This is a genomic window from Iningainema tapete BLCC-T55, from assembly GCF_014698965.1.
GTDB classification, from domain to species: domain Bacteria; phylum Cyanobacteriota; class Cyanobacteriia; order Cyanobacteriales; family Nostocaceae; genus Iningainema; species Iningainema tapete.
Genome location: NZ_JACXAE010000133.1, coordinates 1 through 26350, shown reverse-complemented (window position 1 = coordinate 26350; position 26350 = coordinate 1). Strand labels below are relative to the sequence as shown.

Annotated in this window: 29 protein-coding genes; 14 read left to right on the top strand and 15 right to left on the bottom strand. The window is 40.6% G+C overall.

Translation table 11 applies throughout. From position 1 onward, the window contains the following. Positions 1 to 177: 177 nt before the first annotated feature. The gene (locus ICL16_RS43310; RefSeq protein WP_190838710.1) at positions 178 to 1365 is read right to left on the bottom strand and encodes an esterase-like activity of phytase family protein; all 1188 of its coding nucleotides are present in this window, start codon (positions 1363 to 1365) and stop codon (positions 178 to 180) included. Between the two features lie 73 nt (positions 1366 to 1438). Beyond that, positions 1439 to 3004: a TM0106 family RecB-like putative nuclease gene (locus tag ICL16_RS43305; protein ID WP_190838708.1), complete on the bottom strand. Its 1566-nt coding sequence runs from the start codon at positions 3002 to 3004 to the stop codon at positions 1439 to 1441. A gap of 142 nt (positions 3005 to 3146) precedes the next feature. On the opposite strand from ICL16_RS43305, the gene ICL16_RS43300 reads away from it, so the two are divergent. The 9 genes from ICL16_RS43300 to ICL16_RS43260 all read left to right on the top strand — a co-directional run bounded on the left by ICL16_RS43300 (position 3147) and on the right by ICL16_RS43260 (position 9629). Next, positions 3147 to 4301, top strand: a complete 1155-nt coding sequence (locus ICL16_RS43300; protein WP_190838706.1) for an aminotransferase class V-fold PLP-dependent enzyme — start codon at positions 3147 to 3149, stop codon at positions 4299 to 4301. Between the two features lie 83 nt (positions 4302 to 4384). Continuing rightward, positions 4385 to 5464 (top strand): glycosyl transferase, encoded by a 1080-nt coding sequence (locus tag ICL16_RS43295; RefSeq protein WP_190838704.1) that lies wholly within the window; start codon positions 4385 to 4387, stop codon positions 5462 to 5464. Positions 5465 to 5481: 17 nt separating this feature from the next. Then, positions 5482 to 5976 carry a hypothetical protein gene (locus ICL16_RS43290; RefSeq protein ID WP_190838703.1) on the top strand — a complete coding sequence of 165 codons (495 nt, stop codon included), beginning with the start codon at positions 5482 to 5484 and terminating at the stop codon, positions 5974 to 5976. 102 nt (positions 5977 to 6078) lie between these two features. After that, positions 6079 to 6276, top strand: a complete 198-nt coding sequence (locus ICL16_RS43285; protein WP_190838701.1) for a hypothetical protein — start codon at positions 6079 to 6081, stop codon at positions 6274 to 6276. An 18-nt stretch (positions 6277 to 6294) separates the two neighbouring features. Beyond that, entirely contained in the window at positions 6295 to 6711 is a 417-nt protein-coding gene (locus ICL16_RS43280) for a secondary thiamine-phosphate synthase enzyme YjbQ (RefSeq protein WP_190838699.1), read from the top strand. A 22-nt stretch (positions 6712 to 6733) separates the two neighbouring features. Continuing rightward, positions 6734 to 7465, top strand: a complete 732-nt coding sequence (locus ICL16_RS43275) for a hypothetical protein (RefSeq protein ID WP_190838697.1) — start codon at positions 6734 to 6736, stop codon at positions 7463 to 7465. Positions 7466 to 7468: 3 nt separating this feature from the next. Beyond that, positions 7469 to 8275, top strand: coding sequence for a Nif3-like dinuclear metal center hexameric protein (locus ICL16_RS43270; RefSeq protein WP_190838695.1), 807 nt, complete (start codon positions 7469 to 7471; stop codon positions 8273 to 8275). Positions 8276 to 8583: 308 nt separating this feature from the next. Further along, positions 8584 to 8799, top strand: a complete 216-nt coding sequence (locus ICL16_RS43265) for a hypothetical protein (protein ID WP_190838746.1) — start codon at positions 8584 to 8586, stop codon at positions 8797 to 8799. A 518-nt stretch (positions 8800 to 9317) separates the two neighbouring features. Continuing rightward, on the top strand, positions 9318 to 9629 hold the full coding sequence (locus ICL16_RS43260) for a DUF6679 family protein (protein WP_190838687.1): 312 nt from the start codon (positions 9318 to 9320) through the stop codon (positions 9627 to 9629). Between the two features lie 69 nt (positions 9630 to 9698). Here ICL16_RS43260 and ICL16_RS43255 read toward each other — a convergent pair whose 3' ends face one another. From ICL16_RS43255 to ICL16_RS43210, 10 genes are all read right to left on the bottom strand, one after another. Beyond that, positions 9699 to 11411 (bottom strand): MBL fold metallo-hydrolase, encoded by a 1713-nt coding sequence (locus ICL16_RS43255; protein ID WP_190838744.1) that lies wholly within the window; start codon positions 11409 to 11411, stop codon positions 9699 to 9701. Between the two features lie 580 nt (positions 11412 to 11991). Next, positions 11992 to 12255: a type II toxin-antitoxin system RelE family toxin gene (locus ICL16_RS43250; RefSeq protein WP_190838685.1), complete on the bottom strand. Its 264-nt coding sequence runs from the start codon at positions 12253 to 12255 to the stop codon at positions 11992 to 11994. Continuing rightward, complete coding sequence (locus ICL16_RS43245; protein ID WP_190838683.1) at positions 12252 to 12470, bottom strand: hypothetical protein; 219 nt, start codon at positions 12468 to 12470, stop codon at positions 12252 to 12254. Before ICL16_RS43245 ends, ICL16_RS43250 begins: the two co-directional genes overlap by 4 nt. A gap of 74 nt (positions 12471 to 12544) precedes the next feature. Next, positions 12545 to 13315 carry an MBL fold metallo-hydrolase gene (locus tag ICL16_RS43240; protein ID WP_190838681.1) on the bottom strand — a complete coding sequence of 257 codons (771 nt, stop codon included), beginning with the start codon at positions 13313 to 13315 and terminating at the stop codon, positions 12545 to 12547. A gap of 3 nt (positions 13316 to 13318) precedes the next feature. Beyond that, the gene (locus tag ICL16_RS43235; protein WP_190838679.1) at positions 13319 to 13918 is read right to left on the bottom strand and encodes a glutamine amidotransferase-related protein; all 600 of its coding nucleotides are present in this window, start codon (positions 13916 to 13918) and stop codon (positions 13319 to 13321) included. Between the two features lie 95 nt (positions 13919 to 14013). Then, the gene (locus ICL16_RS43230) at positions 14014 to 14475 is read right to left on the bottom strand and encodes a diacylglycerol kinase family protein (protein WP_190838677.1); all 462 of its coding nucleotides are present in this window, start codon (positions 14473 to 14475) and stop codon (positions 14014 to 14016) included. A gap of 137 nt (positions 14476 to 14612) precedes the next feature. Continuing rightward, complete coding sequence (ybeY, locus tag ICL16_RS43225) at positions 14613 to 15137, bottom strand: rRNA maturation RNase YbeY (protein ID WP_190838675.1); 525 nt, start codon at positions 15135 to 15137, stop codon at positions 14613 to 14615. 46 nt (positions 15138 to 15183) lie between these two features. Further along, positions 15184 to 15339 (bottom strand): DUF3285 domain-containing protein, encoded by a 156-nt coding sequence (locus ICL16_RS43220; protein WP_190838672.1) that lies wholly within the window; start codon positions 15337 to 15339, stop codon positions 15184 to 15186. Positions 15340 to 15455: 116 nt separating this feature from the next. Next, positions 15456 to 16578 (bottom strand): peptide chain release factor 2 gene (gene prfB / locus ICL16_RS43215; protein ID WP_190838670.1). Its coding sequence is split into 2 segments (ribosomal slippage): positions 15456 to 16505 and positions 16507 to 16578, totalling 1122 coding nucleotides; the frame shifts between segments, so codons are not numbered across the junction. A gap of 142 nt (positions 16579 to 16720) precedes the next feature. Further along, positions 16721 to 17449, bottom strand: coding sequence for a Bax inhibitor-1/YccA family protein (locus ICL16_RS43210; protein WP_190838669.1), 729 nt, complete (start codon positions 17447 to 17449; stop codon positions 16721 to 16723). A gap of 286 nt (positions 17450 to 17735) precedes the next feature. Here ICL16_RS43210 and ICL16_RS43205 point away from each other — a divergent pair, with 286 nt between their 5' ends. Further along, positions 17736 to 18527 (top strand): RNA polymerase sigma factor SigF, encoded by a 792-nt coding sequence (locus tag ICL16_RS43205; RefSeq protein WP_190838668.1) that lies wholly within the window; start codon positions 17736 to 17738, stop codon positions 18525 to 18527. 70 nt (positions 18528 to 18597) lie between these two features. Here the strand turns inward: ICL16_RS43205 and bchD are convergent, their stop codons facing one another. Then, positions 18598 to 20700 (bottom strand): magnesium chelatase ATPase subunit D, encoded by a 2103-nt coding sequence (bchD, locus tag ICL16_RS43200; RefSeq protein WP_190838666.1) that lies wholly within the window; start codon positions 20698 to 20700, stop codon positions 18598 to 18600. 49 nt (positions 20701 to 20749) lie between these two features. Between bchD and ICL16_RS46565 the strand changes: the two genes are divergently transcribed. Together ICL16_RS46565 and ICL16_RS43190 are read left to right on the top strand one after the other, a co-directional pair. Beyond that, the gene (locus ICL16_RS46565) at positions 20750 to 22228 is read left to right on the top strand and encodes a site-specific DNA-methyltransferase (protein WP_190838664.1); all 1479 of its coding nucleotides are present in this window, start codon (positions 20750 to 20752) and stop codon (positions 22226 to 22228) included. Continuing rightward, positions 22225 to 23271 (top strand): XcyI family restriction endonuclease, encoded by a 1047-nt coding sequence (locus ICL16_RS43190; protein ID WP_190838662.1) that lies wholly within the window; start codon positions 22225 to 22227, stop codon positions 23269 to 23271. The genes ICL16_RS46565 and ICL16_RS43190 overlap by 4 nt, the downstream gene beginning before the upstream one ends. Before the next feature lie 19 nt (positions 23272 to 23290). Here the strand turns inward: ICL16_RS43190 and ICL16_RS43185 are convergent, their stop codons facing one another. Beyond that, positions 23291 to 23524 (bottom strand): hypothetical protein, encoded by a 234-nt coding sequence (locus tag ICL16_RS43185; protein ID WP_190838660.1) that lies wholly within the window; start codon positions 23522 to 23524, stop codon positions 23291 to 23293. A gap of 107 nt (positions 23525 to 23631) precedes the next feature. On the opposite strand from ICL16_RS43185, the gene ICL16_RS43180 reads away from it, so the two are divergent. Together ICL16_RS43180 and ICL16_RS43175 are read left to right on the top strand one after the other, a co-directional pair. Next, complete coding sequence (locus tag ICL16_RS43180; protein WP_190838658.1) at positions 23632 to 23988, top strand: nuclear transport factor 2 family protein; 357 nt, start codon at positions 23632 to 23634, stop codon at positions 23986 to 23988. A 22-nt stretch (positions 23989 to 24010) separates the two neighbouring features. After that, positions 24011 to 24202 carry a DUF6887 family protein gene (locus ICL16_RS43175; protein ID WP_190838656.1) on the top strand — a complete coding sequence of 64 codons (192 nt, stop codon included), beginning with the start codon at positions 24011 to 24013 and terminating at the stop codon, positions 24200 to 24202. A gap of 189 nt (positions 24203 to 24391) precedes the next feature. Here the strand turns inward: ICL16_RS43175 and ICL16_RS43170 are convergent, their stop codons facing one another. Continuing rightward, positions 24392 to 26221 (bottom strand): substrate-binding domain-containing protein, encoded by a 1830-nt coding sequence (locus ICL16_RS43170; protein WP_190838654.1) that lies wholly within the window; start codon positions 26219 to 26221, stop codon positions 24392 to 24394. Positions 26222 to 26350: the final 129 nt, after the last annotated feature.

Here is a 26350-nt window from a genome sequence, read left to right as displayed (position 1 = left end):
TAACTAAAATTTGCATTATTGTAACTACTTTTGCTTTCGCATTTTCCAATTGAACAGCCTTTAACATGAAAAATTGTATAATCAAATGTTATGGGAATTAGTACTATGTCTCTGGCTAGAAACAAGAACTAGCAAAGCTTTGGGCTTAAGTTAACACAGATTAACGGCTGTTTGTCTCTACTTAAATGGGTACAGACGACGGAGTAATCTCATCAAAGGTGTTTCCATTTTCAGTCTAAATGCTAGTATCTGAGTACGTTGAAGAGAATTGAAATTGTTGTCGCTAACAAGTATTAATGAACGATCGCCACCAGCTAAACTAGGACCAAGAGTAAAGCCTTCTATATTATCTAGTGCTACATCTAAAGTTGTTAAGTCTAGCAGCAGTTTTTTCTCAACAGGTTTGATTTTCGTGACATCAATGGCTAAAAGGCTATCAATATTTTGAATATCATCAGAGTTATCCACGGAAATCTGGTACAATCTAATATAAAAGCCTAAACCTGTAAAAGTACGTTCTATACTGAGAAAGTGTCCTCGATTATCAAGAGCAAGTAAATCAGGTAAACCACTAGCGAACTTTTGCCCAAAACTGAACGTTGGTTTTACTGGTTCAGTCACATATAAAAATTCTTTTTCTGGTAATTGTGTCAGTAAGTTGTATTGCAACACTCGGCAAAAACTGCTGGTGTTGGGTTTCATTTCTAAACCATCTTGAATTAAGGCGTTTTCAGTAGCAGTGAAGAGATTCTTTTCATCAGGTGTAATCGTCAAACTTTCAAAAGCCAAGTTGTTACGTATACCAGACTTACCATTCTGCTCAGGTAAAAACTTTTTTGGTACTGGTAATGTTGTCAATTCCCTTCCTGAAGAGAGCGAAAATTCTTTAATAAAAGGACTGATTAACTTGCTAGCGTCACCTTCGGAAGAGATAAATACAGTTTCTTTACTAGTTAAAGCAATACCTTCTGGATCAAGACTACCAGATGAAAAGGGTTGCCCTACAGTATTTTTCAATGTAGTTACTTTAGCGATCGCCACGTCACTATCTTGAAACTTACTTTTACTTAAATCAATTTTTAAAGTATAAAACCTCGCCGGAGCTTTTTCACTACGATCATCTGAAATAGCGTAAAAAACCTGGTTTTTAGCATCATAGGTAATTCCAGATAAACCGCCTACAGGAGTTCTTGCAAATTTAGTATTATTAGGTATAATTGCTTGTCCAATAAAATCTATACCAGTGATTTCAGCGGCAGTTGAAGTTAGATTATTGAATAAAAAACCAACAAAGATTATAATTAAAATAGAAACACAAAAGTAAAAAATTTTTGGTAGCTTCAAGAATTTTCTGTGTAGTCTCATGGATATTGCTATTGAGTATAAATCACATATACAATATCATGTTCATTAACTGGGAATCGGGAATATTTTCTGACTATTCTTCATCCGCAATTCCCCATTGCTCATCCTGAAAAAACTTGACAAGCCAATCTTTTACACTGCGAGTAGCACGACAATCGTCCTCGTTGTAGCGTTGAATAATTTCTAGTAAACTATGATCGCCTGTTTTCAACCACTGATCGTACCAGTATATACACTTTGCACCAGTAGCATCTACATCACGCCACTCAAACCCTAACCAACGAGCGATCGCTTTTAAAGCATAGCTTTCTACTGGCAGCGCCACACTTTGTGTTAATTCTGCATACACATCGACAAATCTATCTAAAACTGGTTGTACCACTGACTGCGGAGTACGGTAAAGTTTTGCCAATCTTCTAGTTGTATCAAACTCATACACACAAAAATGATAAATTGGCGCTTGGGGATATTGCCACACCAAATCCAAAAACTGTTGCCAAATTAATTCTTCATCTGATTCTTTTTCTGCTAGTAAAGAATAAAATTTTTCTGTGTTGGCTTGTTTATCAACAACCAAAACTCCTAGTAAATAATCTAAATCCAAATCTGGTTGCGCCTCAATATCAAAGTAAAGCTCTATGGGATGTGAGTTAGTAATACGGTTATTTATGAAACTAGTTTGTGGCTCCAAAAGCAACTGGCTAGATTTTTGTGGCAATACCTCATGATTACTTGATAAGCCTCCCAGTAATATTCTCTCATTAGAAAATACATGAGTTGATTCAACAATTAATGGACGATTTAAAAATACAGATTGAGCTTGCAAAACTAATTTAGGAGCTATTTGAGAATCAAAACCAGGTAAATTTTCCAATTCAGTTGGGCTAGTTTGCGCCAGAGATTCTACTGTTGTAATGGACAATGCTTGTAGTTGCTTGTAGCGCACAGGTGTTACACCTGGTAACAAAGACAGGTGTTTAGTGGAATGAGCGATCGCATAACATTGACTATACCAAGGGCAAAGACTACACCGTTGACGAGAAATAAAAACTTCTGGTGCTTCAACTTGCTCCAAGCTTTGAATCAAATCCGCCAAAGTTTCCTGCATCTGTGGCATCCATTTGTCCAAATCCACAGCGTAACCAGACTCTTTACCACGTAATATCAACCAAGCCGTATCCAACTCAACTTGCAGCCACCGAGCCAAAACAAAAGCGTGAAATGCAGCAACAACTTGATACTCTTGTTTAGGACGTTTACCCAGTTCAATAGTCGCAGGAACATAAATCCAATCGCCAAAACAAGAATATCCTGGCTGTTTCAAGAGTAAATCTGGACGAGAAATCAGCGTGTATCCTTCAGTATCGAAAGATAGCACTCCTTGATGAATACATTCAACCCCAAGCCGCATCAATTCCAGAGTTGCTGTCTCGCCTTGTCGCCAATCTCTATATGGATAAGCAGGCTGCTCATAGGTAAAGTGCTTCAAAACACTCTGTTGATGAGCAATTTTATCTTGTTGCAGTTTCACCAGTAAGTCATTGGCAGCATCTCGCTGTCTTCTGTCACTGTAAGTGTCTAAAAAAGGGCGGCGCTTACAGCGTTGGTATTGCAGCAGTAGTTCAGCATTAATTAACATTCTTCTAGGCTAACAATAATTAGCACATAATGGCAGTGTTCCAGTTAACAAAACTTATTGTTAGCTAAATCACAGCCAATGAAGGCAAGATGAGTGAATAAGAAGAAAATATCAAAACGAGTAAACTCCCCCACTCCTCATTATGCTGCATCACCATCGAGAGAAATTTCCAGCTTTAACCAATAAGACTTATTTTAACTACGGTGGGCAAGGACCGATGCCCCTAGCGGCGATGGAAGCTATCAACCAAGCTCAAGCATATATTCAGCAAATTGGTCCTTTTGGCACTGCTGTGAATAATTGGATTAGAGAACAGGTGCAAGATCTACGAGTAGCAATTGCTGCTTTATTAAATGTATCAAAAGAAACAATCACTATTACCGAAGATGTCACAGTTGGTTGTAACATCGCCATGTGGGGGATTGATTGGAAGAGTGGAGATCGCCTACTATTATCTGATTGCGAACATCCGGGTATTATGGCGATCGCACTGGAAATTGCCCGTCGATTTGGTGTTGAAGTGACGACAATTCCTTTAATGGCAACTCTCAACGAGGGAGATCCCACTGAAATTATTGCTCAGTACCTGCGCCCCAATACTCGTCTAGTGGTGTTAAGTCATATTCTTTGGAATACAGGTCAAGTTTTACCTCTTGACAAAATTGCTACTATATGCATTCAAAATCAGACAAAATTGCTGATAGATGCCGCCCAATCAGTCGGCTTACTACCATTGAACTTAACCACCTTAGGAGTTGACTTTTACGCCTTCACCGGTCACAAATGGTTATGTGGTCCTGGTGGTGTAGGAGGTTTATACGTAAAACCAGAAGCAAGAGAAAGCCTCAAACCTACATTTATTGGTTGGCGTGGCGTAATTAGCGATTCAACAGGTAAACCAGTAGATTGGTATCCAGATGGAAAACGTTATGAAGTAGCAACATCAAATTACCCTTTATACTGTGGGTTAAAAACGGCAATTTCTACTCATGAAGAATGGGGAACCGCAGAAGAACGTTTTCAGCAAATTTGCCATACTAGTCAGTATCTTTGGCAACGGCTATCAGAACTATCGAGTATCAGATGTTTAAAGACTTCTCCACCAGAAAGCGGCTTAGTCTCCTTTGAAATCACTAACCAGGAAAAAACCAGCAGTCAATTAGTAGCGCATTTAGAATCATTGGGGCTATTAACCCGGACGATCGCTTACCCAGACTGTGTACGTACCTGTGTTCATTATTTTACATTACAATCAGAAATCGATCATCTAGTTGAAACAATCGAGAGATTCTGCTAAATCATTAATGGTTAAGAATTCTGAATTAATCGTCATTTCTACCTTCTGACTCCTGACTCCTGACTCCTGACTCCTGACTTCTTATGCCCCGCCCAATTTTATACATAGCAATTACCAACCACGGATTCGGACATGCTACACGTACAGCATCTGTAGCTGCCACAATACAAAAGTTATTTCCAGAAGTACTGCTCATTATGGCAACTACAGCACCACGGTGGTTACTGGAATGTTATATAGAAGGCGACTTCATTCATCGCCCTCGCGCATTTGATTTAGGCGTAGTGCAATCAGATAGCTTAACAATGGATAAAGCGGCTACCTTAGAGAAACTGCTAGAGATTAAGAAAAATCAGAATTCTCTCATCGCATCTGAAGTTAACTTTATTCGTCAAAACCGCGTCAATCTAATTTTGGCAGATATTCCCTTTCTTGCTTGTGCGATCGCTATTGCATCTAAACTCCCCTGTTGGATGATGAGTAATTTTGGTTGGGATTTTATTTATCGAGATTGGGAAGGTTTTACAGAAATAGCTGATTGGATTAGTGATTATTATTCCCAGTGCGATCGCTTATTTCGTCTTCCTTTCCACGAACCAATGAGTGCCTTCAAAAATATCACAGATGTAGGCTTAACTGGTGGTTCACCGCGTTACACAGTAGAAGAAATACGTACCACATGGGGAATAACCACCCCAGTAGAAAACACCATATTACTTACCTTTGGCGGCTTAGGGTTACAGCAAATCCCTTACCATAACCTAGAAAAATATTCAAATTGGCAATTCATCACCTTTGACAAATCTGCTCCTGATTTACCCAACTTACTCAAAATCACAGATTTGAAATATCGTCCTGTAGATATTATGCCTGTTTGTGAACGAGTTATTTCTAAACCAGGTTTTGGTACATTTGCCGAAGCCACACGACTCGGATTACCAATTGTTACCATGACTCGTGACGACTTTGCCGAAGCAGCATATCTCTTAGAAGGTATAACCAACTACAACCACCATCAAATTCTCACCTCAGAAGAATTTTTTCACGGCACATGGGATTTTCTCCAGCAGCCGCCGCAGTTACCAAAGCGAGTGCAACCCATTGCCAAGGATGGTAATGAAACCATAGCCCACGCCGTTATCGAGTATCTTAATAATAATTAAATTTACCTAAAACAAGAGTGGAATCCCCTACAGTAGACATAGAAACCTTGCAACTAGCAGGTCAAGATGTACGCCGACTTTTAGAAAAGCAAAAAGATGAACGGCAAATTTTACTGACTCAACTAAACATTCTATTTGTGACCAACAGCGCACTACTAACAGTTCTGACCATTTCCAAGCTGCTTCCCGTCTTCAGCTTATTCAGCGTAGCAGAAATATTGTTATTTTTGTTGAACTTTACTTTACTGATCAACGCTTTTCTGCCACGTCAGTTAGCTGTCAGTCCTAATCTCAAAGACGACCAACTGGACGTTTATTTGAGAATGCAACCTATACAATACCAGTTACAGACGTTATCTGACTTATCAATAACCTATAATACAAATAAACAACGATTAGATGAAATCTCCCAATTATTATTGTATGCGGCTTATGTCACATGGGGAATTGCTTTTGTAGCTTTGTTACATTTTGCGGGAATTAATTTTCTACCACAACTACAAAAACTATGAATTCTCATCAAGGTGACGACAAGAAACCCCAGGGTTAGCGCGTGCGCCTAACCAAGCCAGATCTAGCTAACATAACTGCCAATACATTCATTTGCAAAAACTATGAATTCTCATCACGATGACAATAAAACACCTACTAAGCGTGTACGCATCTTACCAGAGCCAAACCTTGCTAACATCACCGTTTTGACAGACAAACTACCCAATACACCCATCTTTCCCTGGAATCACTACGATTCTCCTTGGCTAGAAGCTCAGAGAAAATCTGAAATAGAAAATGAAACAGACACTTGTGATTAAGTGCGCACAAAGCAACCTATGACTCACCACCAAAGACTACTAAAAATCCCCACAACAGGCAAATCCTTACAAAATATCACCCCAAAGATAGAAGCCATAGTCGCAGAAACAGGTATCGAAACAGGACTATGTACCCTATTCTTACGCCACACATCAGCTAGTTTACTGATTCAAGAAAACGCCGATCCAGATGTACTCAGAGACTTAGCCAACTTCATGGCAAAATTAGTGCCAGAATCAGCCCAATATATCCATGATGCCGAAGGTCCCGATGATATGCCAGCCCATATCCGCACAGCCTTGACTCACACCACAGAAAACATCCCTATCAATCAAGGTAACTTAGTACTGGGAACTTGGCAGGGAATTTACATCTGGGAACACAGACAACGAAGCCATATAAGAGAATTAGTTGTCCATATTTCTGGTTCTTAATAGTTTACACAACCCACACCCGGTGACACAAAATCGTTCTTTCCAACTTCTTGACGACATTCTTGCTCAGCAATCTGTCAATCGTTTGTCACTGAATCCCCAATCATCTTTAACTACTAGCTTTGTCGAATTGGGTAATTTTGTGATGCAAACAACTTGCGATTATGAACTAGTAAAATCCCTCAGAGATACCTTGGAGCGTGTACTGTATGCTCTATTGCAAAACTTTCCTGACAATATCTTCTGGGATTTTGATTTTATCGTCAGTAGTATGCTTAAACAAGCTTTGGCACAAGAAGATAAAGCAGAGGCGTTTTTAGAATCTTTTGGTGATAAGATAGTGTCGCTAATGTCCATGTTCGGTAAGCACTCAGAAATCCGTTTTCGCTACACCCATGACTTTATTTACGGGTTTGATTGGGCAAAATGGGTACAAAAGGAATCCCATTGTAATATTGACGAACCTTTTAGCTTGACTTTTTTAGATTGTTTACTTACAAGAGGTCAAGAGATTACACAATTAATTAAAGTTGACGATGCCAAGTACCATAGACTTGCGGGAAAGCTTTATCGTAATCCCTTCTGTTTTTCTCGCGAACCGGAAGATGAACGTCGTCTATTATTATATTTAGCTCAAAAGCAACTAATTCCTGTCGCCACATGGAGTTGGAATGCTTGCCCTGTATGGAATAAACCTTTCCATCAAATGCGCGAACAGTTATCATTGAAACTAAATATTCCCAGAACAAATTAACATATGAAAATTGCTGATTTAATTGCCTGGTTTGAAGCATGGGCAAATCCCTCTTGGCAAGAAAGCTGGGATAATTGTGGTTGGCAAATTGAGCCTGGGGTTTTGCAGCAAGATGCGCGAGTGCTGGTTTGTCTGACGCCTACATTAGCTGTAATGCATGAAGCAATTGCACTGCAAAATGCTGGTACTTCTGTTAACTTGATATTTGCACACCATCCCCTGATTTTTCATCCACTCAAATCATTATGTAGTGGTGAGGCGATCGCCGAAATGGCGCGATTAGCTTTTACCCACAATATTGGTATCTACACGGCTCATACCAACTTTGACCAAGTTCAGGATGGTACGGCTGATGTTTTAGCACAAATTTTACAATTGACAGATGTGACTCCCATCGTACCAACTCAATCAGGATTGGGATATGGACGTGTTGGGAACCTTTCACCCTTGACATTACAGAATTTTCTCGCGGTAATTCAAACCAAACTTGCTCCACCGAATTTAATTTTTTCACCCACAGCCAATTTACAGCAACGAATTTCTAGAGTTGCTGTTTTAGGTGGTTCGGGAGCTAGTTTTATCTCGGCAGTAGTTAAAACTGGTGAGGTAGATGCTTATCTGACTTCTGACTGTAAATTCCATCAATTTCAAGAAAGCCGAGATCAACAGCTAGTTTTGATTGATGCTGGACATTATGCCACCGAACGTCCCGCTTGTGAACGCTTGGTGCAAAAATTTAGGTCTTTGAACTTAACGTGGGTAAATTTAAGTCAAAAGGATGAAGATTTTCGTCAGTTTTTTACTATCTAAGTGGAAAAACTATTGATAATGTATAATTTACTGCTATAATCTTGATAAACAAATAGGTAAAAAGTATATAAAAATACATTAAATCTCAAAAAAAACTCGTACTTGGAAATATCATATCCCTACTGTACAATTTTAGGAGTGGTATTGGTAGCAGATAAAGTAGATAGAGGAGAAATTGTATGTGATTTTAATCACACATATTGTTTAATTAAAATCACTAACACATGTTGACTTACATCAATTAAATGAAAGTAATTTTGTTCCAAAGTAGAGACATCATTATGCTCAACTACGCTGCTTACTTCACAATGATTCGCGCTCTTATTGAATCTGCTTTCCAAACCGGGTGTCTTAGTGTTGAATCGGAAGGTCTTCTCAACCAAGTGCTGGCAGCAAAGAGCTATCACTCAGAGGATTTGGCAGCACTTGCAGCGCTACACGATGCAGTTAGTGCCGGTCTAATTAAAAGAGAAGCATCATCAACTCGGATGATGGAACTCCCCATTGCGTACAAAAAAAGCTGATATTCCCAAAATTAAAGTAACGCGAACAAGGCGCTACCTAAAAATCAACACAAAACTTTTGAGGTTGTTGTTTAAAACATGAAGGTCAGCCAGAGAATAAGCTAAGATCAAGTACATAGGGGTAAAAGTAAAGCAAAATCTCCAAACTTCCTAGCAATGCCAATGATTACAACTAGGCAAATAAAACAACCGCAAATATCGCTTGTTTTGGAGTATCTTTTATTACATAATGGTAGTAATGACTCACCAGCTACTCTAAACCTGGTCAGGACAACTTCCGAATTATGTGACTTCTATGAAGTAAACATTTTTTGAATGACCTAGACTTCTATTGAGTAAACTGGTGTACCAGAAACTTAATAACCCAAAATTTAGACCAAATTTACAATCACTCACAAGTGATTGGCTTGGGTTATAGGCTATTTTTAAGGTTCTCTGAACTTTAAGGAAAAGCTACAGTTGGGGAAATCCCAGCAATTTGACAGATTTAATAACGTTTAGGAAGGCAGAAGTAGTAGATGCTACACCGCAAGCTTTATCAACTGTGTTGTGACGGGCGGGAGGTATGCGTTTTCTTGCGGGACCAGCAACGCTGGATTGAGCGCGCCCGCATTATCGATATAGAGGGAGATTTAGTCACTCTACGATATGAAACAGAAGAAGAAGATGAAATATGTTCTTGGGAGGAAATGGTTCGTCTAGAAAGTGTTGGCGCTGTAACCCAAAAATTAGCCTCAGTGCCACGCGGTAACATAGAACCACTACTCACAGAAGATTGTCCTGAAGCTGAACGTATCCGCAATCGTTTTACCGACTCTAATCCAGAGTAAATGTTAATGGAAGACTGGCTAATGGCTAATTGTACTATTAACCATTAGCATTTAGCAGTTAGCAATTAACTATTGACCCTCACTGTTACGTTCAAAGGCAGGACAGTAACCTTCCAAAGTCACTTTAAAGTTATACAAAGGGGACGCGGGATTCCAACACCGTTGTCCCCTTTGGTGACGGCAAGTACCGCAGCAGTCTACATCAGACCAAAGATGGCGATCGCTATTTTGGTTCAGTAGTTCTCGTTGAGACAATGCCCGCAACACGAGTTCTTCTCCTTGCCAACGAGCTTCTATTAAACCTGTGTCGCCAAATTGACGCCAACGCGGATCGCCAGTAATTGCATCAGGAAGCGTAATTGTGACTACTGTCCCTAGTTCTGTTAGTTCTCCTTCATAATTGGTGTCTGGTGCTGCTGGTTGTAAAAATGTCTCCCCAATCAGTAATTCTACCAGTGTACCAGCTTCGGGAGAATGCAAATGGTAGCGGTTTTGCAACTCCTCTAAACTAGTTAGATCTGCTAAATAAGCTGGTGTTCCGTGGACAAACACCACATGCTGCGGTCGCAAATTATGAATTAATTGAGTGATACCAGGACAATCACTGTGTTGGGCGAGGAAATAAGTTTCGATGGTAGCAAGTCGAGAACTTGATTGAGACGTTCCGTCGGAACGTGTGTACTGAGACGATGAGTTGTCAATGCTACTTTGTATGTTAGTTTTTTCGGGTAAAAGAATTACCCAAGGACCTGTACCAATTTGGCAATATTCTGCCAAATTGGTTGTTAAGTCACACAAAACAATACAAGGGGATTTACCTACATTGGCACGTTGTTCTGGTCGCAAACGACGCACGCGGGGACGTATCCGTTCATCCCAAAATAGCGGTTGATGGCGGGCAAAGTTCTGTACTGACGGGGGAAAGTGGGGTAGTAATTCTAAGTAAGCATCGCAACCAATTGCTACAGCGCCATCGACCCAGATATCTAAATCACGTCCCGTAAAGTGGTGATGACTACGTAAAAGCATTAACAGTTCTTGACCCAGTCCTAATGTAGGAGAAGGTATAAGCACTGAACAACGGTCGGCGATCGCCCGATTTATTCTTTCCGCTAGTTGATTTTCTTGGTTACGGCGATGGGGATGACGAGATGTGCCATAAGTACCTTCGATAATCAGCACATCCAACTCTAATCCTCTCAATTCGTCTAACCGCAACCCTTCTACTAAACGAGAGTTAGATAAGAAAAAGTCACCCGTATACAGTAGTTTGTAAGTGCGCTTGATTGTAGTGTACGTCAGCAGAATTGCACAAGCCCCAGGTAGATGACCCGCTGGGAATATTTCTGCCACTAAACCATCTTTAAATTCTACGGGTGAGCGTAAAGGCAAAGCCTGACAGAATTGTGGAATTTGTTCAGGATTTTGGTCTAGCCAATTTAGTGGCAGTAACTTACTTGTTACTTCACTAGCGTAAATGGGTAATAACGGGAAAGCTTTGTGGAGTTCTAGCAACCCCCTGGCATGATCTGGGTGGGCGTGGCTGACTATGACTAAATCGGCAGGAAGGGGGGAGTTACCCTGCCGCGCCGATTTTTTCAATCCTTGTACTAAGGGTGAAATATTTTCCAAACCACAGTCAAGTAGAATGCGATGTGGTCCCATCCGCACTAGTAAACAGACTCCTTCCTCATAGTGATGTACACCATAAGGTAAGCATTCTAATTCACTGGCTACCTCTCCTGTATCAACACGATCTTGAGCCGATAGGCGATCGCTCATGCTTTCCTCCCCTGTACTTTCTTCGTTCCCAACCACCAACATCCTTAATCTACTAGGATTTTAGTGAGTGTATTCTAGGGCAAGACACTATTGTCTGGAGGATTTTTCCTCCAATTGTGTCAGTTTTGCGCCCCTGTACCCTTGTGTAACGTAGATTTTCCCTTGGGGAGGACGCCGCAGCCGATTCGGAAAAACGTAAATGATGACAATTCCACCAGCTCAATTAGGCTTTAATTATCTTGCCTGTGTTTTGTCAATGAGCTGAGCCATTGCCATGATAGTTGTCTGTATCATAGAATCCGTTTTTCGTGCCAAAGAACAAACACGAAACTGTAAATACAACTGTCAATACTACTAAAATTAACTTTACATCCATTTTGCTTGCCCTCTACTCAATACTCTATTAGGATAATAGAGTGCTTCCACATTCACCAATGGAATCACTAGAAAATTTTAAATGCTTATTTCGATGCCGCAGTGAGTATATTTACCGCATCAAATATGATTGTATAACTTTTCGCTTAAGCTGTCTATATACTTAAGTAGGATTAGATTAGATGTTATGAATAACACAAATTATTTATGCTCTATAAATATCTCTTCGATGTCCAATTTGATGAACAGTGATTATCTTTTTTTCTGTGCTGAAGGAATACAGCACTCGATAATCTCCTACTCTTAACTTGTATAAAAAAGTCAGATTACCTGTCAAAGGTTGGGGAGTGATGTACTCGAAGTTTTCGGCTAACCAATTAATTTTAGTGGCAATGCGATCGCGTACAACTTGAGTTAGCCCTTCTAAATCAGCAAGGGCTTCTGCTTTAATCTCAAGCTCATAGTTCATTGTGGATTGATACCCAGTTTTTTGTAAACTTCCTGAGCAGGAATACCACGCTCCCCTGCTTGTGTTCGCTTGAGTGATTCAAGTAATCGCTGCTTAACTTCTTCTCTAACTTCTTTGCCTTCATCGGGATCGCCCAAGAATTCCTCTAAGGCTTCTTCAACAGTGTATTTTATTAAATCTCTGAGTTCATCAACTGTCATGTCTTTGATTTGCATTTGTATCCATTAGTTTTTGTAACTGCTAATGCGATTTTAGCTTGATTTATCTCGTTCGTTCCGACCAGAAATTGTTAAAATTTATAACTTAAAACTTGAATTGCGCCATTTTCTGGTAAACTTCCCGAGCTAATAGTAATAGTGTCACTATTAGCTCGACGAACATTCATGCCACTCATCAAAGTTAAAAACTCATCCAAAGGAGAGATGTTGCAAGTAGCAGCATCAGCGGCTTGTGTACGGTAATGGGTGGGAATTACGAGTTTGGGATTGAGAACTTGAATTGCTTGCTTAGCTTCCGTGGCATTATAAGCTTTTGGACCACCACCGACAGGAACCAATGCTACATCAGGGCGTCCCATTAAAATTTTTTGCTCAATGGAAATGGGAGCGGCGGCTCCACCTAAGTGGAGGATGTTAAATCCCCCTTGCTTCCACTGCCAAGCAGTATTTGTGCCAAACTGCTTACCACCTTTGCGATCGTGGTCTATGGATATTCCCTGAAACCTGATACCTTTAAACTCGTACAGTCCTGCTTCGTAAATTAACTTAGGATTTCCGGGTAAGCCTTCGACAACACCTTCATCTAGTAGTTGACTACTAATCAAAACTAGATCTGCTGCCACTCTTGGTGGACGATAGCCAGCTGTACAACCAAGATTCCGAAAAGGGTTGACAAGCACTTTTGTACCGCCACCAGTAAATAAAAAGCAAGTATGACCCAACCACTGAATTGACATTGAACCGCTAGATTGGGCTGTAACCTGCTGTTGATAACTGAAATTTGTTACCATCGCACACGCCAACCCCGCTCCAGCATAGCCCATCAATTTTCGTCGTTTCATCAATCACGCTCTCGATTGTAGTTTTAAGAGAAAGTTTCGCAGTAAATGTTTACCTGAATTTGTCAGAATACTCTCTGGGTGAAATTGGACGCCCTCAATGTGAGGATAGTTCCGGTGTCGCACTCCCATAATTGTGCCATCTTCAACCCATGCAGTAATTTCCAACACATCTGGGCAAGTTTCGCGCTCAATCACTAAACTATGATACCGGGTTGCGGTCATGGGATTTTCTATTTCACAAAAAACTCCCACATTGTTGTGATGCACCTGAGAAGTTTTACCGTGCATTAATTCTGATGCAGAAATAATATTACCACCGAACACTTGACCAATACTTTGATGCCCCAAACAAACTCCTAAAATTGGCAAGCTAGGTCCAAGTTTCTCAATTAATAAGAGCGAAATTCCGGCATCTTCTGGACGACCTGGACCAGGGGAAATTACCACCCCATCTGGCTTTAAGGCACGAATCTCATCTAGTGATATTTTATCATTACGAAAAATCCTAATATCAGATGCAACTGGGAATTCAGAAGCCAATTCTCCCAGATACTGCACCAAGTTATAGGTAAAACTATCGTAATTATCTATAACTATAATCACAACCTATTACTCCTGGTTTGTGTAAGTAATTATTTATCATCTCACAACCAGATTCTAATACGTATTGTGTCAAATTAATACAGAACTGCCAGAACTTACGATTTAATCGCTGAGCAAATCAAGGTGAATAGAGGAGGGAATATAAGTACACTAGCTACTAGCATTGCCACACAAGCCGAGATCAGCACAGCTCCTGCTGCACAATCTTTAGCAATTTTTGCTAGTTCATGAAACGTTTGCTTAACGGTTAAGTCCACAACCGACTCAACAGCTGTATTCAATAACTCTAATGCCAAAACCAAACCACTAGTTACGCCAATTACTGCTATCTCTACTGCTTTTAAGTGTAAAAAAATACTTAATCCTAGTGCCAGAATGCAGACGCCCACATGAATACGAAAATTACGCTGTGTTGTAAAAGCGTAGATAATTCCAGCCCAAGCATACTTAAAGCTACTAACTAAATTAGCAGCAACTCCCCAAGAAAGTTCCCTTTGCTTGGAGACAACAGTTTCTAGGTGGTTTGGTGTTGGTGGCGATGAAACTTCGTGGGGCATAAGCGTTGGATTCAACAGCAAAATTAGCTAAGGTGGAGATTTTCGCCGATTTTAATAAATTTAATAACTGATCAGGCACATAGACATCGTATGATATCTAGAGAAAAATTAATATATCTAGTATATGTAATATATTGCTATTCTAAGTCTATAGTAATACCTATTGTCTTCAGTAAGACTACTTGTTGCTTTAACATCAAGTTAAGACTTTCTTCATCTGGGTGATCCCAGCCCAATAGGTGTAATAATCCGTGAGATGCTAACCAGGTTAACTCTGTTGACAAAGGGTGCTCTTGCTGTTGCGCTTGGCGTTTAGCCGTATCAACAGAAATAACAATATCACCTAGATACAATGACTCAGAAGCAAACATTTCTTCTGGTTGAGGAAAATTTACTTCCAATGCGGCAAAGGCTAAAACGTCTGTGGGCTGGTTTTGCTGACGATATTGAGCATTTAGTAATTGAACTTGGGCATCAGTTGTTAAACGTAGCCCTATTTCGTAAGTTGGTGCGATGACAATATCCGGTTTCAGCACTTTCCACCAGCTGTTAAATCTTTCTTCCCAAGTTTGAGCGCTAATTTGAACATGACCTTCAAAATTCTCAGCTTCTATGTGGGAATATTCTTTGCTATCATCTTCTAGATATAATTCAACTTGCACAAGTTCCGACTCAATCTCCTTTAGTTACAGTAATTATGTTTAATAATTATCGAGTTAGGTAAGCAAGACCTACTAAAACAGCTAAAAGCCCTACCGTGGTGAGTGCAAAATGTTTTATAGAGGTGCCACGTTTGCGCACCATATTTCGCATAGCCAGTTTTACATAACTAGGTTGGGGTTCTGTAGAAGGAGAATTACTCATGATTCGATGACAAATACTTCCACTAATGTAACATTTTGTTGAGCGCAGTTACTGCTATTTTGGCAAATTAGGAGTCAGGAGTGATTTTTATTCATCACTCTTCACTCCTGACTTAATTAAGCGATCGCACTTTCTACTAGCTGGTTTTCTTGGCGCAGGTAAGCTTGGATGAAAAAGTCGATCTCGCCGTTCATCACATCAGCGATCGCCGTCGTTTCCACATTTGTCCGCAAATCCTTTACCATCTGGTAAGGATGGAAAACGTAGTTACGGATTTGGTTTCCCCAAGAAGCCTCCACCATATCACCGCGAATTTCGGCTATTTCTTTGGCATGTTGCTCTTGAGCAATCACTAGCAGCTTTGCTTTGAGGCGGGCGAGAGCTTTCTCTTTATTTTGTAGTTGACTGCGTTCTTCTGTACAACGTACAGCAATGCCTGTGGGGATATGAACAATCCGCACAGCAGTTTCTACTTTGTTAACATTCTGCCCACCCTTACCACCAGATCTGGATGTGGTAACTTCCAAATCCTTCTCCGGAATTTCTAGCTGCACAGTGTTATCTATTTGGGGCATGACTTCCACCCCAGCAAAACTGGTTTGTCGCTTACCATTGGCATTAAATGGTGAAATCCTTACCAAACGGTGAGTACCTGTTTCGGGCCTTAAATACCCATAGGCGTAACGCCCAGTAATTTCGATCGTTGCCGATTTAATTCCTGCTTCATCACCATCAGAGATTTCAGTTAAATGCACCTTGTAGCCGTGGTTTTCTCCCCAACGGGTGTACATACGTAAGAGCATTTCTGCCCAATCTTGAGCATCAGTACCTCCAGCACCTGCATTGAGGGTTAGTACTGCACCCTTTTCATCGTAAGGACCAGATAGTAATTGTAGTAATTCCCACTGATCGAGTTCACCTTTAAGCTTGGTAATGGTAGATTCTGCTTCTTGTAGTAGCCCTTCATCTGTTTGTAACTCCAAAAGATCTACCACAGCTCTGGAGTCTTCCAGACTTACTTGCCACTGACTGTACTGTTGCAAGTGCGCTTTGAGATCGTTAAGTTCTTGCAACGTGTCTTGGGCTTTAACTTGATCTTCCCAAAATTCTGGTTGAGCTGCTATTTGTTCTAAGTCTTGAATCTTAGCGGTAAGTGCGGGGATGTCAAAGATAGTCCTGGGTTTTACCCAGGCGACTAGACAACGTTTCGATTTCGCGTTTGAGTTCTAAAACTTCCATTGTGTGTATGTATTCTCCTTTTATCTCTCTATTTTAGAAGTTTACTTCCATTTTGGGGGAGTGTCTGAGTGTCTGAGTGAGGGAGAATATAAACTTTAATTCTCCCCTACTCACAAACTCCCCTACCCCCCTACTCCCTGCCCTAGTCACGGCTATTGAGAGCAATAAGTAACCGTAAAATGAAGACGAACAAGTTGATGTAGGTTAAGTACATCGATAAAGCAGCGGGTAGATACTGATCGTCGCGGTATGTACGTGGCAGGATGTAGAAATCAACTACGGATGCGCCCACAAAGAGAAACACGCCCAAACCGGAGATGCCAATTTCTAACCAAGTGGGTGTGAAAACACCGAAGAAAGAAAACACGAACTGGGTGAGGCAGACAACGATTAAAGCGATGATCCCCAAATTAATCGTTTTCGTTAACGCCATCCCATCTTGCTCAGACAGATTGGAGCCAATTTGACGGGCGACAATAAAGGTAATTCCACAACCTAGTGCGGCAAAGCCAACACCCGCAATACCTACATTGGGATTTCTCAGCGCCAGAAATACCAAGCCACTTAGGGTATACCCAGACAAGAGACTGTAGGTTGCAAGTAAGGGTAGTGCAACTTTTTTGTTGCCGTTTTCGGCAACGTTTTGAGCAACGAAGAACAAAATCAACTCCAAAATCACCGCACCAATCACAGTGGGAAAGAATATTTGGGGGTTAGTGCGGATAATGTTAATTCCACCGTAAGTTCCCAGTGCTGTTAGCACTAGCCCACCGCCCACGTAAGGGAGGGCGTTGGCAATGACGTTGGGACCTACGAGAGCTTGAGTTTTAGCTTGACGGAAAGCATCGCGGAAGTTGCTGGTATTACTCATATTTCACAACGGCTTGTTCTGTGTGAATTGCTATTTAGTCTATTTTTACTTACATTGTCTATGATTAACCATGTAGTGTTTCTAAAGAGTTGAAACTGCCTGACAGCAGATTACCTACAAAAAAATATCCGTGTAAATGCGTAGATATTCAATTCGCCCCTTCAGAAATTCAGTAAAACAAACGATAGATTCTTTAGCTTCTCTTAAGGAAAATAATTTCAGATTAGATGACGGTTTACGCAACTAGATTTTTGTAGGCAAACGAGTTGCCACAAAGGAATATTTTATGGCAATAAATCAGTCGTGTGTGCGCTCTGAAGGTATGGAGTTATTGCGCTTGTACCATCAGAATCCCTCTATTAAACTTCGTAATCAACTTGTACAGTTACATACTGGCTTAGTCAGAAAGATGGCGCATAAATTTAGCCATCAATGTAATGAACCTTATGAAGATTTGGAGCAAATCGGTTATTTTGGCTTAATTAGGGCAATTGAACGGTTCGATCCTAGTCAAGGATATGCTTTTAGTTCTTTTGCCGTGCCATATATTCGGGGTGAAATGTTGCACTTTTTGCGCGATCGCAGTAGCTTGTTGAAAATTCCCCGTCGTTGGCAAGAACTCTACAATGAAGGGCAAAAGGTACGCAAAGAACTAGCTGTTAAGTTAGGACGTCCCCCCAAGGATGCTGAAATTGCCAACATTCTTCAAGTTTCTGTACACGAATGGCAAGAAACCAAATTAGCCGCGCAAAATCGTTTACCCTTAAGTCTAGATGCTACTGTAGTTCACTACGTAGATTGTCAAATCACTTTGGGTGAAGCACTTCCTTGTCCCCGTAGTGTTGCTTTTCAACAACTTGAAGAAGAACGCCAACAACTTCAAGGGGCAATGAATATGTTAGAAGAAAAGCCGCGTATGGCAGTTGAGTTGGTGTTTTTGAAAGAACTTTCTCGTAAAGACGCAGCTAAGAAAATTGGTACTAGTCCCATGACTGTAACACGTTATTTACATAAGGGAGTTCAAGATTTAATGGGTGTTTTACGCCAACCTGTAGTAGCAACAGGCACTACATGCTAATAGCTAATTGCTAATTGCTGATTGTTATTTGCTATAAGCCATTAGCCATTCACCATTAGCTATTAGCTATTTACCGAGATTTTAAATCCGCGATCGCGCCCTTAGTCATAGCAGCAATTGCTTTATCTGTAGCTTTGGGCAAATGGTAATACTTGCCTCCTGCTGTCGTTGCTAATTCTTTAGCAAACCCAGTGGAAACAAATTTATTTTCTGTATCAATTACTAACAACTGCATCCCTAACGCACGAATTCTCGCGGCAATTTCTAACAATTCCGCTTTGATATCCGGCTTTTGGTTTGGTTCTGGTGTTTCACCTAAAGAACGCGCCAAGGGAATATTACCACGTCCATCAGTGATCGCTACAATTACTACCTGCCCAATATCTCCACTCCGAACTGCATTCAAACCGACACGTACAGCTTGAGTTAAACCATGTGCCAGTGGCGAACCCCCTCCACAAGGTAATCTTTCCAGGCGGTTACGTGCCATAGCAATAGAACGTGTTGGCGGTAGTAATACTTCTGCTTGTTCTCCCCGGAAGGGAATCAAAGCTACAGAATCGCGGTTTTGATAAGCTTCTGTTAAAAACTGCATTACCGCTCCTTTTGCTGACTGCATCCTGTTCAGCGCCATCGATCCTGAAGCATCTACGACAAATATTACCAAAGCTCCAGCTTTACGTACCAAGCGCTTGGAGCGAATATCACTTTGTTCTACGTATACCTTTTTTTGGAGATTTTGGATTTCTCCCCGACTCACAGCCTCCCCGACTTCCGTAGAGACGCCCCGGCGGGGCGTCTCTACATGCCTCGCCCGTCGTGCTTTTTGATACGGTGCTGCTGCTCTCAAGGTGGCGTCTACAGCAATGCGTCGTACTTTGCCTTTGGGTAACATTGGCTTAACATAGCGTCCCCTGTCTTCTGAGAAGATTAAGCTACGACTACCAGATTTACCTTGTCGCTGTGCCATTTGAGCAAAATATAACACATTGGGATCAAGAATTACCCCTTCAGGATCAAAGACAAATTCTTCCGGGATGCTGGGTGGTTCTTGTTCTTGTTCCTGTTGCTCTTGATTTTCTTCCTGTTCCTGTTGTTCTTGATTTGACTCGTCTTCTGGTTCTTCTTGATTCTGTGGAGGGGGTGGTGGTGGTGGTTCTTGAGGAGGCGGTGTCTGTACAACTGTCGCCCGTGGTACAATTACTAACTCCACAGCATGACGCAAATCTTCTGCGTTAACTTGTGTACGCCCTTCCAAAGCAGCTGCCGCCTTGGCAACTCGCATGGCAAATATCTCGGCGCGATGCCCTTGCACTGCCCCACGAATTGCTTCATTGACAAGATAAGCGACTTGTTCAGTGGTGATTTGCACTTCTTTAAGCCATTCCCGTGCCAAAATAATTTGAGTTTTCAGATCGTCTAGATCTTGTTGATATTGCTGAAGAAATTCTTGTGGATAACGAGAATAGGCTAGAGCTTGTTCTACAGCTTCTACTCTTTGATCTAAACCCAGTACACCATCAGCTGAAAGGGCGATCGCTATTCTATCGAGTAGATGTTCTCGCAATGCTCCTTCTTCTGGATTATAGGTAGCAATGAACAGCGGCTGACAAGGATGTTGAAAACTAATCCCCTCGCGTTCAATCTGGTTACTTCCAGAAGATAGTACAGCTAAAAGTTGATTAGATATTTGGTCATCTAATAAATTAATTTCATCCACATAAAGGATACCTCGGTGTGCTTGTGCCAACAACCCAGGTTGAAAAACACTTTCTCCAAGTTTTACTGATTGTTCCACATCCACAGAACCCAGGAGTCTGTCTTCTGTAACTCCCAGAGGAATTTGCACAAACGGCGCAGGAATAATTTCTGTTTCCACGGTTGTAGAGACGTTACACGTAACGTCTCTACATAATAATATGTCGTCCCATTCTTCTGGGTGGTGGGGATCGCAATTGCTGATTGAACCTTTGACTACTTCAATTGGAGGTAGTAGGGCGTGGATAGCACGAGCCATTACTGATTTTGCCGTACCACGACGACCTGCGATCGCCACTCCCCCCAACCCCGGATCTACCGCAGCTAATAGTAAGGCTAACTTAATCGCTTCTTGACCGACAACAGCACTGAGAGGAAAAGCAGTACTAACAGGAGTGATGGTAGGCGGTGACATGTTCTAAATAATTGCTACTCTAGGTTTTTAGCATAGCAAAATAGAGGTTATGCGGAACACAACTACATCGCAATTTATGCAACTTACTTCATCTTCAATCGGAAGAACTGCTCTTTACGAAAAATTTCAGTCAAAAATTATTCATAATCCTTCTTTAGATCGAACATTAGTGAGTTTTCAGGCAAATAAACAAGCACCATTTTCTGCCTGGTTTAAATATAGGGAAGGTTTTTCAGAACGATTAGTTACATATCTTCTGCAACTCAAGCCACAGCCTGGTATTCTACTTGATCCATTTTCGGGAGGTGGTTCTGCTCTTTTTGCTGCCAGTACCTTGGGATGGCAGACTATGGGAATTGAACTCCTACCTGTCGGCATTTTTGCTACCAGAGCTAGACTAATAGCTCAAAAAATCAATGTAGAATCTTTCAATATAGTATTTGCTGAACTTAAAAAAATTAACTTTAAAGATTACTATGACCAACGCTATACATTCAAGCATATTCCAATTACCCGTGGAGCCTTTTCTCCGGATACTGAAGAACAACTGGTAGGTTATATTTCTTATTGTCATAATTTTATCAAGAATGAAGACATTCGTACCCTAATTCTTTATGCCGCTTTTTGTATTCTTGAAGATATTAGCTATACCAGAAAAGATGGACAATATCTACGCTGGGATACTCGTTCAGGTCGTGCTAAGGGTAAAAATCAATTTGATAAAGGAGTAATTCTCAATTTTAATGATGCGATCTATCAGAAGCTGAAGCAAATTACATCTGATTTAAATGGCGAACCCACTCAACTGAATTTATTTGGCGACAAACCCTCACAACATAATAGTGTAAATTATATTCATGGAGAAAATTCAGCGCCTGTACTTTATCAAAGCTCTTGTCTAGATACTCTTCCTACTATGCAAGAAAGTAGTATTGATTTTGTCATAACATCGCCACCTTATGTCAACAGATATGACTATACACGCACCTATGCACTTGAGCTTGTATTTCTAGGATGTAGTGAAGAGAAAATAAAGCAATTACGTCAGACAATGTTATCATGTACTGTAGAAAATCGTGATAAACGAGCTTATTTAGAAAATTATTATAAAAATATAGAACGCCATCAGGAATTTTTGACAGTTGATTCTACCTTCCAACAACAAACTGCATTGCATGAAGTACTAACAATTCTAGAAGCTTATAGAAAAGAAGGAAACTTAAATAACACAAATATTGCCCGAATGGTGCGTAATTACTTTTACGAAATGTGCTTTGTTACTTATGAATTAGCTCGAATTCTCAAACCAGGTGGCATAATCGCAATGGTTAACGATAACGTCCGATATGCTGGAGAAGAAATACCTGTAGACCTTATTTTATCTAATATGGCAGAGTCTTTCGGACTAACAACGCGACACATTTGGACATTAGGACGCGGAAAAGGTAATAGTAGTCAACAAATGGGAAATCACGGTCGCTCAGAACTTCGTAAATGTGTATATATTTGGGAAAAGCAAGCAGTGTGACACAAGAAGAAAATTATCTCTTAACAGAAGCAAATCGTATAAATTATCGGTTGCGCTCAACCTTCTTTTATCGTAAACTTAAAGAGTACAACACACTATCCTTTCGTGCAAGAATAGATGCTTTATTACCAGTAAAGCATTTATACAGTTGGGAAGATAGAGCTAACTGGGGTATTGGGGAAGATGCATTTACTTACATCAATGGACATGCTAATTTAGAGCTAATTCAAGTATTTTGTCACCCCAGGTTAATTCGAGAACACTCTAGATTATTAGCTTACTATCGTAATACAGCAGCACTTTCTCAGAAAGCAGTTAAGTATTTAACACGAATAGATGTTAAGAAGATTGAAGCCGATCAAGAAAATCGCTATTCTTTGACTGAAGACAAAGCTTTAGCTCTTTCTCGCCTTTTTAATGAACATATATCGCTTATCATTGATAGCTCTATAGAAAGTCTTACAAAGGAAGAATTATATGGTATACTACTTGCGTCAACTGGGTCACAAATTGATGGTTCATGGCGTAATGCTATCGGGGAAGAAGCAGAAAAAGTAGTCCAGAAACTTCTTGTTAAAGAGGCTAAAGAACGAAATCTTCTTGCTGCTTTGATACCGCGTTTAGGTACGGTAATTGAACTGTACAATCCCGATTTACTTGAGGAACAACTGGGAAATGTTGAGCGCTATAAAGGTGTCATGTTAACTAATCGCACCTCAATACTTTTTTCCAGTGAACCAGATATTTCACTTCTGGGCAATCAAGGTAAGACAATTGGTGTAATTGAGGTAAAAGGAGGTACCGATCCTGCTGGAGCGCTTGAACGTTATGGTGCATCCAAAAAATCTTTTGAGGAAGCTTTGCGCAGTAATTCAGAAGTGAAAACTATTTTTGTTGCTAGTTGCATTACTACTGAGGTGCATACTCGTATTCAAAACGATCCAACCATCTCAACATATTTCAACCTAACAGAAATACTCATTGAAACCTCAACACAGTACGAAAATTTTGTCAAAGAAGTCTTTTCGCCGATAGAGTCATGAGTAGTGATGTGTAGCTGCTCTAAAAGTAAAGCCTATACTCTGGTATTCGTTCATTATCAATGATTTCTTTGAAAGATTCAAAATAACTTTCTCTCTGTTTTAAATCTGACTCTGAAACTTCTTCTTCAATCCACTCTCTTAAAAGTTTCATTGCTGCTAAGTTTTTTTGTAATTGTTTTTCTGGTGTCTTTCCCATATGCTGCAAAAATGGTGTTAAAGATTCTTTGATATTTTTTAATTTTTTACCCGCCATAGTTACTCCTCTAAATATACTAATCTTAAGTTAATCACTGTCATGGTATCATTTCAACATAAGTAAGTACATCTCAAACGCTTTTCATAGCTAAGTTCGTGACTAAGATGCAAGATTTAGTAAAACTCGAAGAGCAAGGTTGGCAGGCGCTCTCATCGAAAGGAGATGCGGCAAAGAAGTTTTATGGCTCGTTGCTCACCGACGATGCAATCATGGTATTTCCAGGTGGCTTGCTTATAGAAGGGAGAGAGAACATTCTCGAATCTATGGCTGCTCAACCGTGGAAATCCTTCCAAATGGAACAGCCGCATGTGATTTCACTGTCGGAGAACGCAGGAGTAATAGTGTATAGAGTCACTGCCCAACGCGAAGGTAGCAATACATACGTGGCACTTATTAGTAGCACGTATACTCTTCGTGAAGGAAAGTGGAAGCTAGTTGTTCACCAACAGACACCGGTATGACTAATAAGTGGAGATATGACGAATGACTAAACCTAATTTCTCAACAATGACAAAATCTGAACTGAAACAGTATCTAATTGAACACCAGAATGACAATGAAGCGTTTGAGGCATTAATGGATAAAATTTATGCCGAACCAGAATCTAAACTTTACACTGTAGATGACGTAGAGATTTTGGAAAATTTGATAAAAGCAAAAAGACGTAGTGTATAGAGTCGCTGCCCAACGCGAAGGTAGCAATACATACGTGACATTTATTAGTAGCACGTATACTCTTGGTAAAGGGAAGAACGGCAGATGATCACTGATGTCAGTTGGGAAGGATATGAAGCCCTTGTTGCTGAACTGTGTGACAGTCTTCAGTAACGGGTAACTTAATAGCTCCAGTGGCTTCATTTGCTGTTAGCGAATACGTTGAAATCCAATTTGCTCAATTATCTTTTGCCCTTCGTCAGTCAGTAGCAACTTATAATAAGCCTGTCCTACCCTCTGCGTAGGATTTGTATCGTCATGGTAATTCTTCACAATCACAGATATCTCTTCCGTGAGCAGCTGTTTTGGATACTTATGGTTTAGCGGCGCACGTAAACTGTCCTCACTCTTCGCATTTAAACATAGTTTGGAAGAAGTGACTTTAAAGGGAAGCTCTGGCTGAGCGTTAGCTTCGCTACCGATAATAGGCATGAGTCGAATCCCAGATTGACCAAAAATTAGCGTAGCTGGAGCATGATAAATGCCACCACGCTTATTGTTATCCTTAACCTTCCGTATTCCATTAGTAGTATCTGGAACGGTTTCAACGTTGACATATTGTTCACCATCTAAAACTTCGTTTTTAAAACCGTATTTTGCTGCGTCCTGTGTTGCACCGTGTGCGTAGGGAGTAATCGGTAGGTTAGGACCTCCTACTTCTTGCCAATTTTTTATTTTGCCTGTGTATATACCTTTCAATTGTTTTATGGTAAGACTGTGAACCCTGTCAGCAATATAGGGGTGAACAACGATCCCAGTTATATCTCGTGCTACTAACTTTTGCTCAAGTTCAAATCCTTTGGCTCTGGCATCGCCCGTTTCTTCTTGTTTAAGGGGGCGTGAGGATAAAGCAAAATCCACGTCACCGTTGATTAGCATTTTAATACCTGTACCAGAACTGGGAAGATCTTTAGAGTTGGGATTTATATCAGTAGGACGGGTGTAGTTTAGTTGGAAACCTTGTCGAACTGACTGGATTCTAGAATTAATTCCTTTTCCGTCACAGTCGAATGCTGCTGACGCTGTGCTTCCTGCGTATTTAAATTTTCCTTTGGGAACATCAACGTCTTGAAATTCTGCGTTGAAAAAAACATCGAAAATCAACAAAATTGTCGCACAACCAACAACTAAAGCTAATAAGCCAAGAATGAGCCGCCACTTGTTGAGTGATGGAGGCATGGTATCTTCTGGAGTTGAACCGCGAAGTTGCTGCCAGGTAAGGGACTGAAAATTAGGAGTAATGCAAATCGTCGGCAACCAAACTGCACCTGGATAGTCGCGATTAAAATGTTCTAGACGTTTACGAGCGGTGTGTACAGAAGTAAATAGGGATTGATTACTACTAAACTGTTGAAAAAAGTGCCGCAAAAACTCTACTGCCACCGAGTCTGGTACTGGTTCCCGCATGACAATACTTTGTTGTAAATTTAACTGCGCCAGTTGGTTGGCTAACCCTAACCCATCACAGGAATTAAAAATAGCTAACTGCAATCCTCTAGTTACTGCTACTTTTAAAGCTTCCTTAAATTGCTCAATTTGCAGGCTTTCCGTGTCATTTACCTCAATCCAGCCAATTTCACCATTACTATCACTGCCACTATGTCCTGTAAAGATAAAGATATGATAGCCCTGTTGATCCCAAAGCCGATCGCACAACTCCTTGATTGTTGGTTGCTTTAAGTAAACTACTTCTGCCCCAAGTTGTTCTAAACGTCGGATTTCCTCTAAGTCATCTTCAGTATTAATACCATCACTCCTGCCCACAGCGACTAAAATTCTGATTTTGGCACTCTTGGGCGAAGAAATTTCTTGTATTTGAGCTTGTGCTTGAGCTATTCTCAATGCTATTTCGGCTTGGGGATAGTGGTTTTGAAATACTGTCCACTCTTGCCAAGGGAGGCGGCGCAGGTTGATATCCGCATCAAGAATTATACTAATTTCTTCTCCTACCGAATGTAATTGTTGTGCGATCGCTATCAATCCATCGCGAATCGGTTGCCATTTACTATCTCCACAGTTAAGCCATTCATTTAGCTGACTTTTCCCGTTAAGTCTCTATAGCAAGCTGCCAACCCTCGCAGAGGTCGTGTAATTTTAACCAACCTCGCC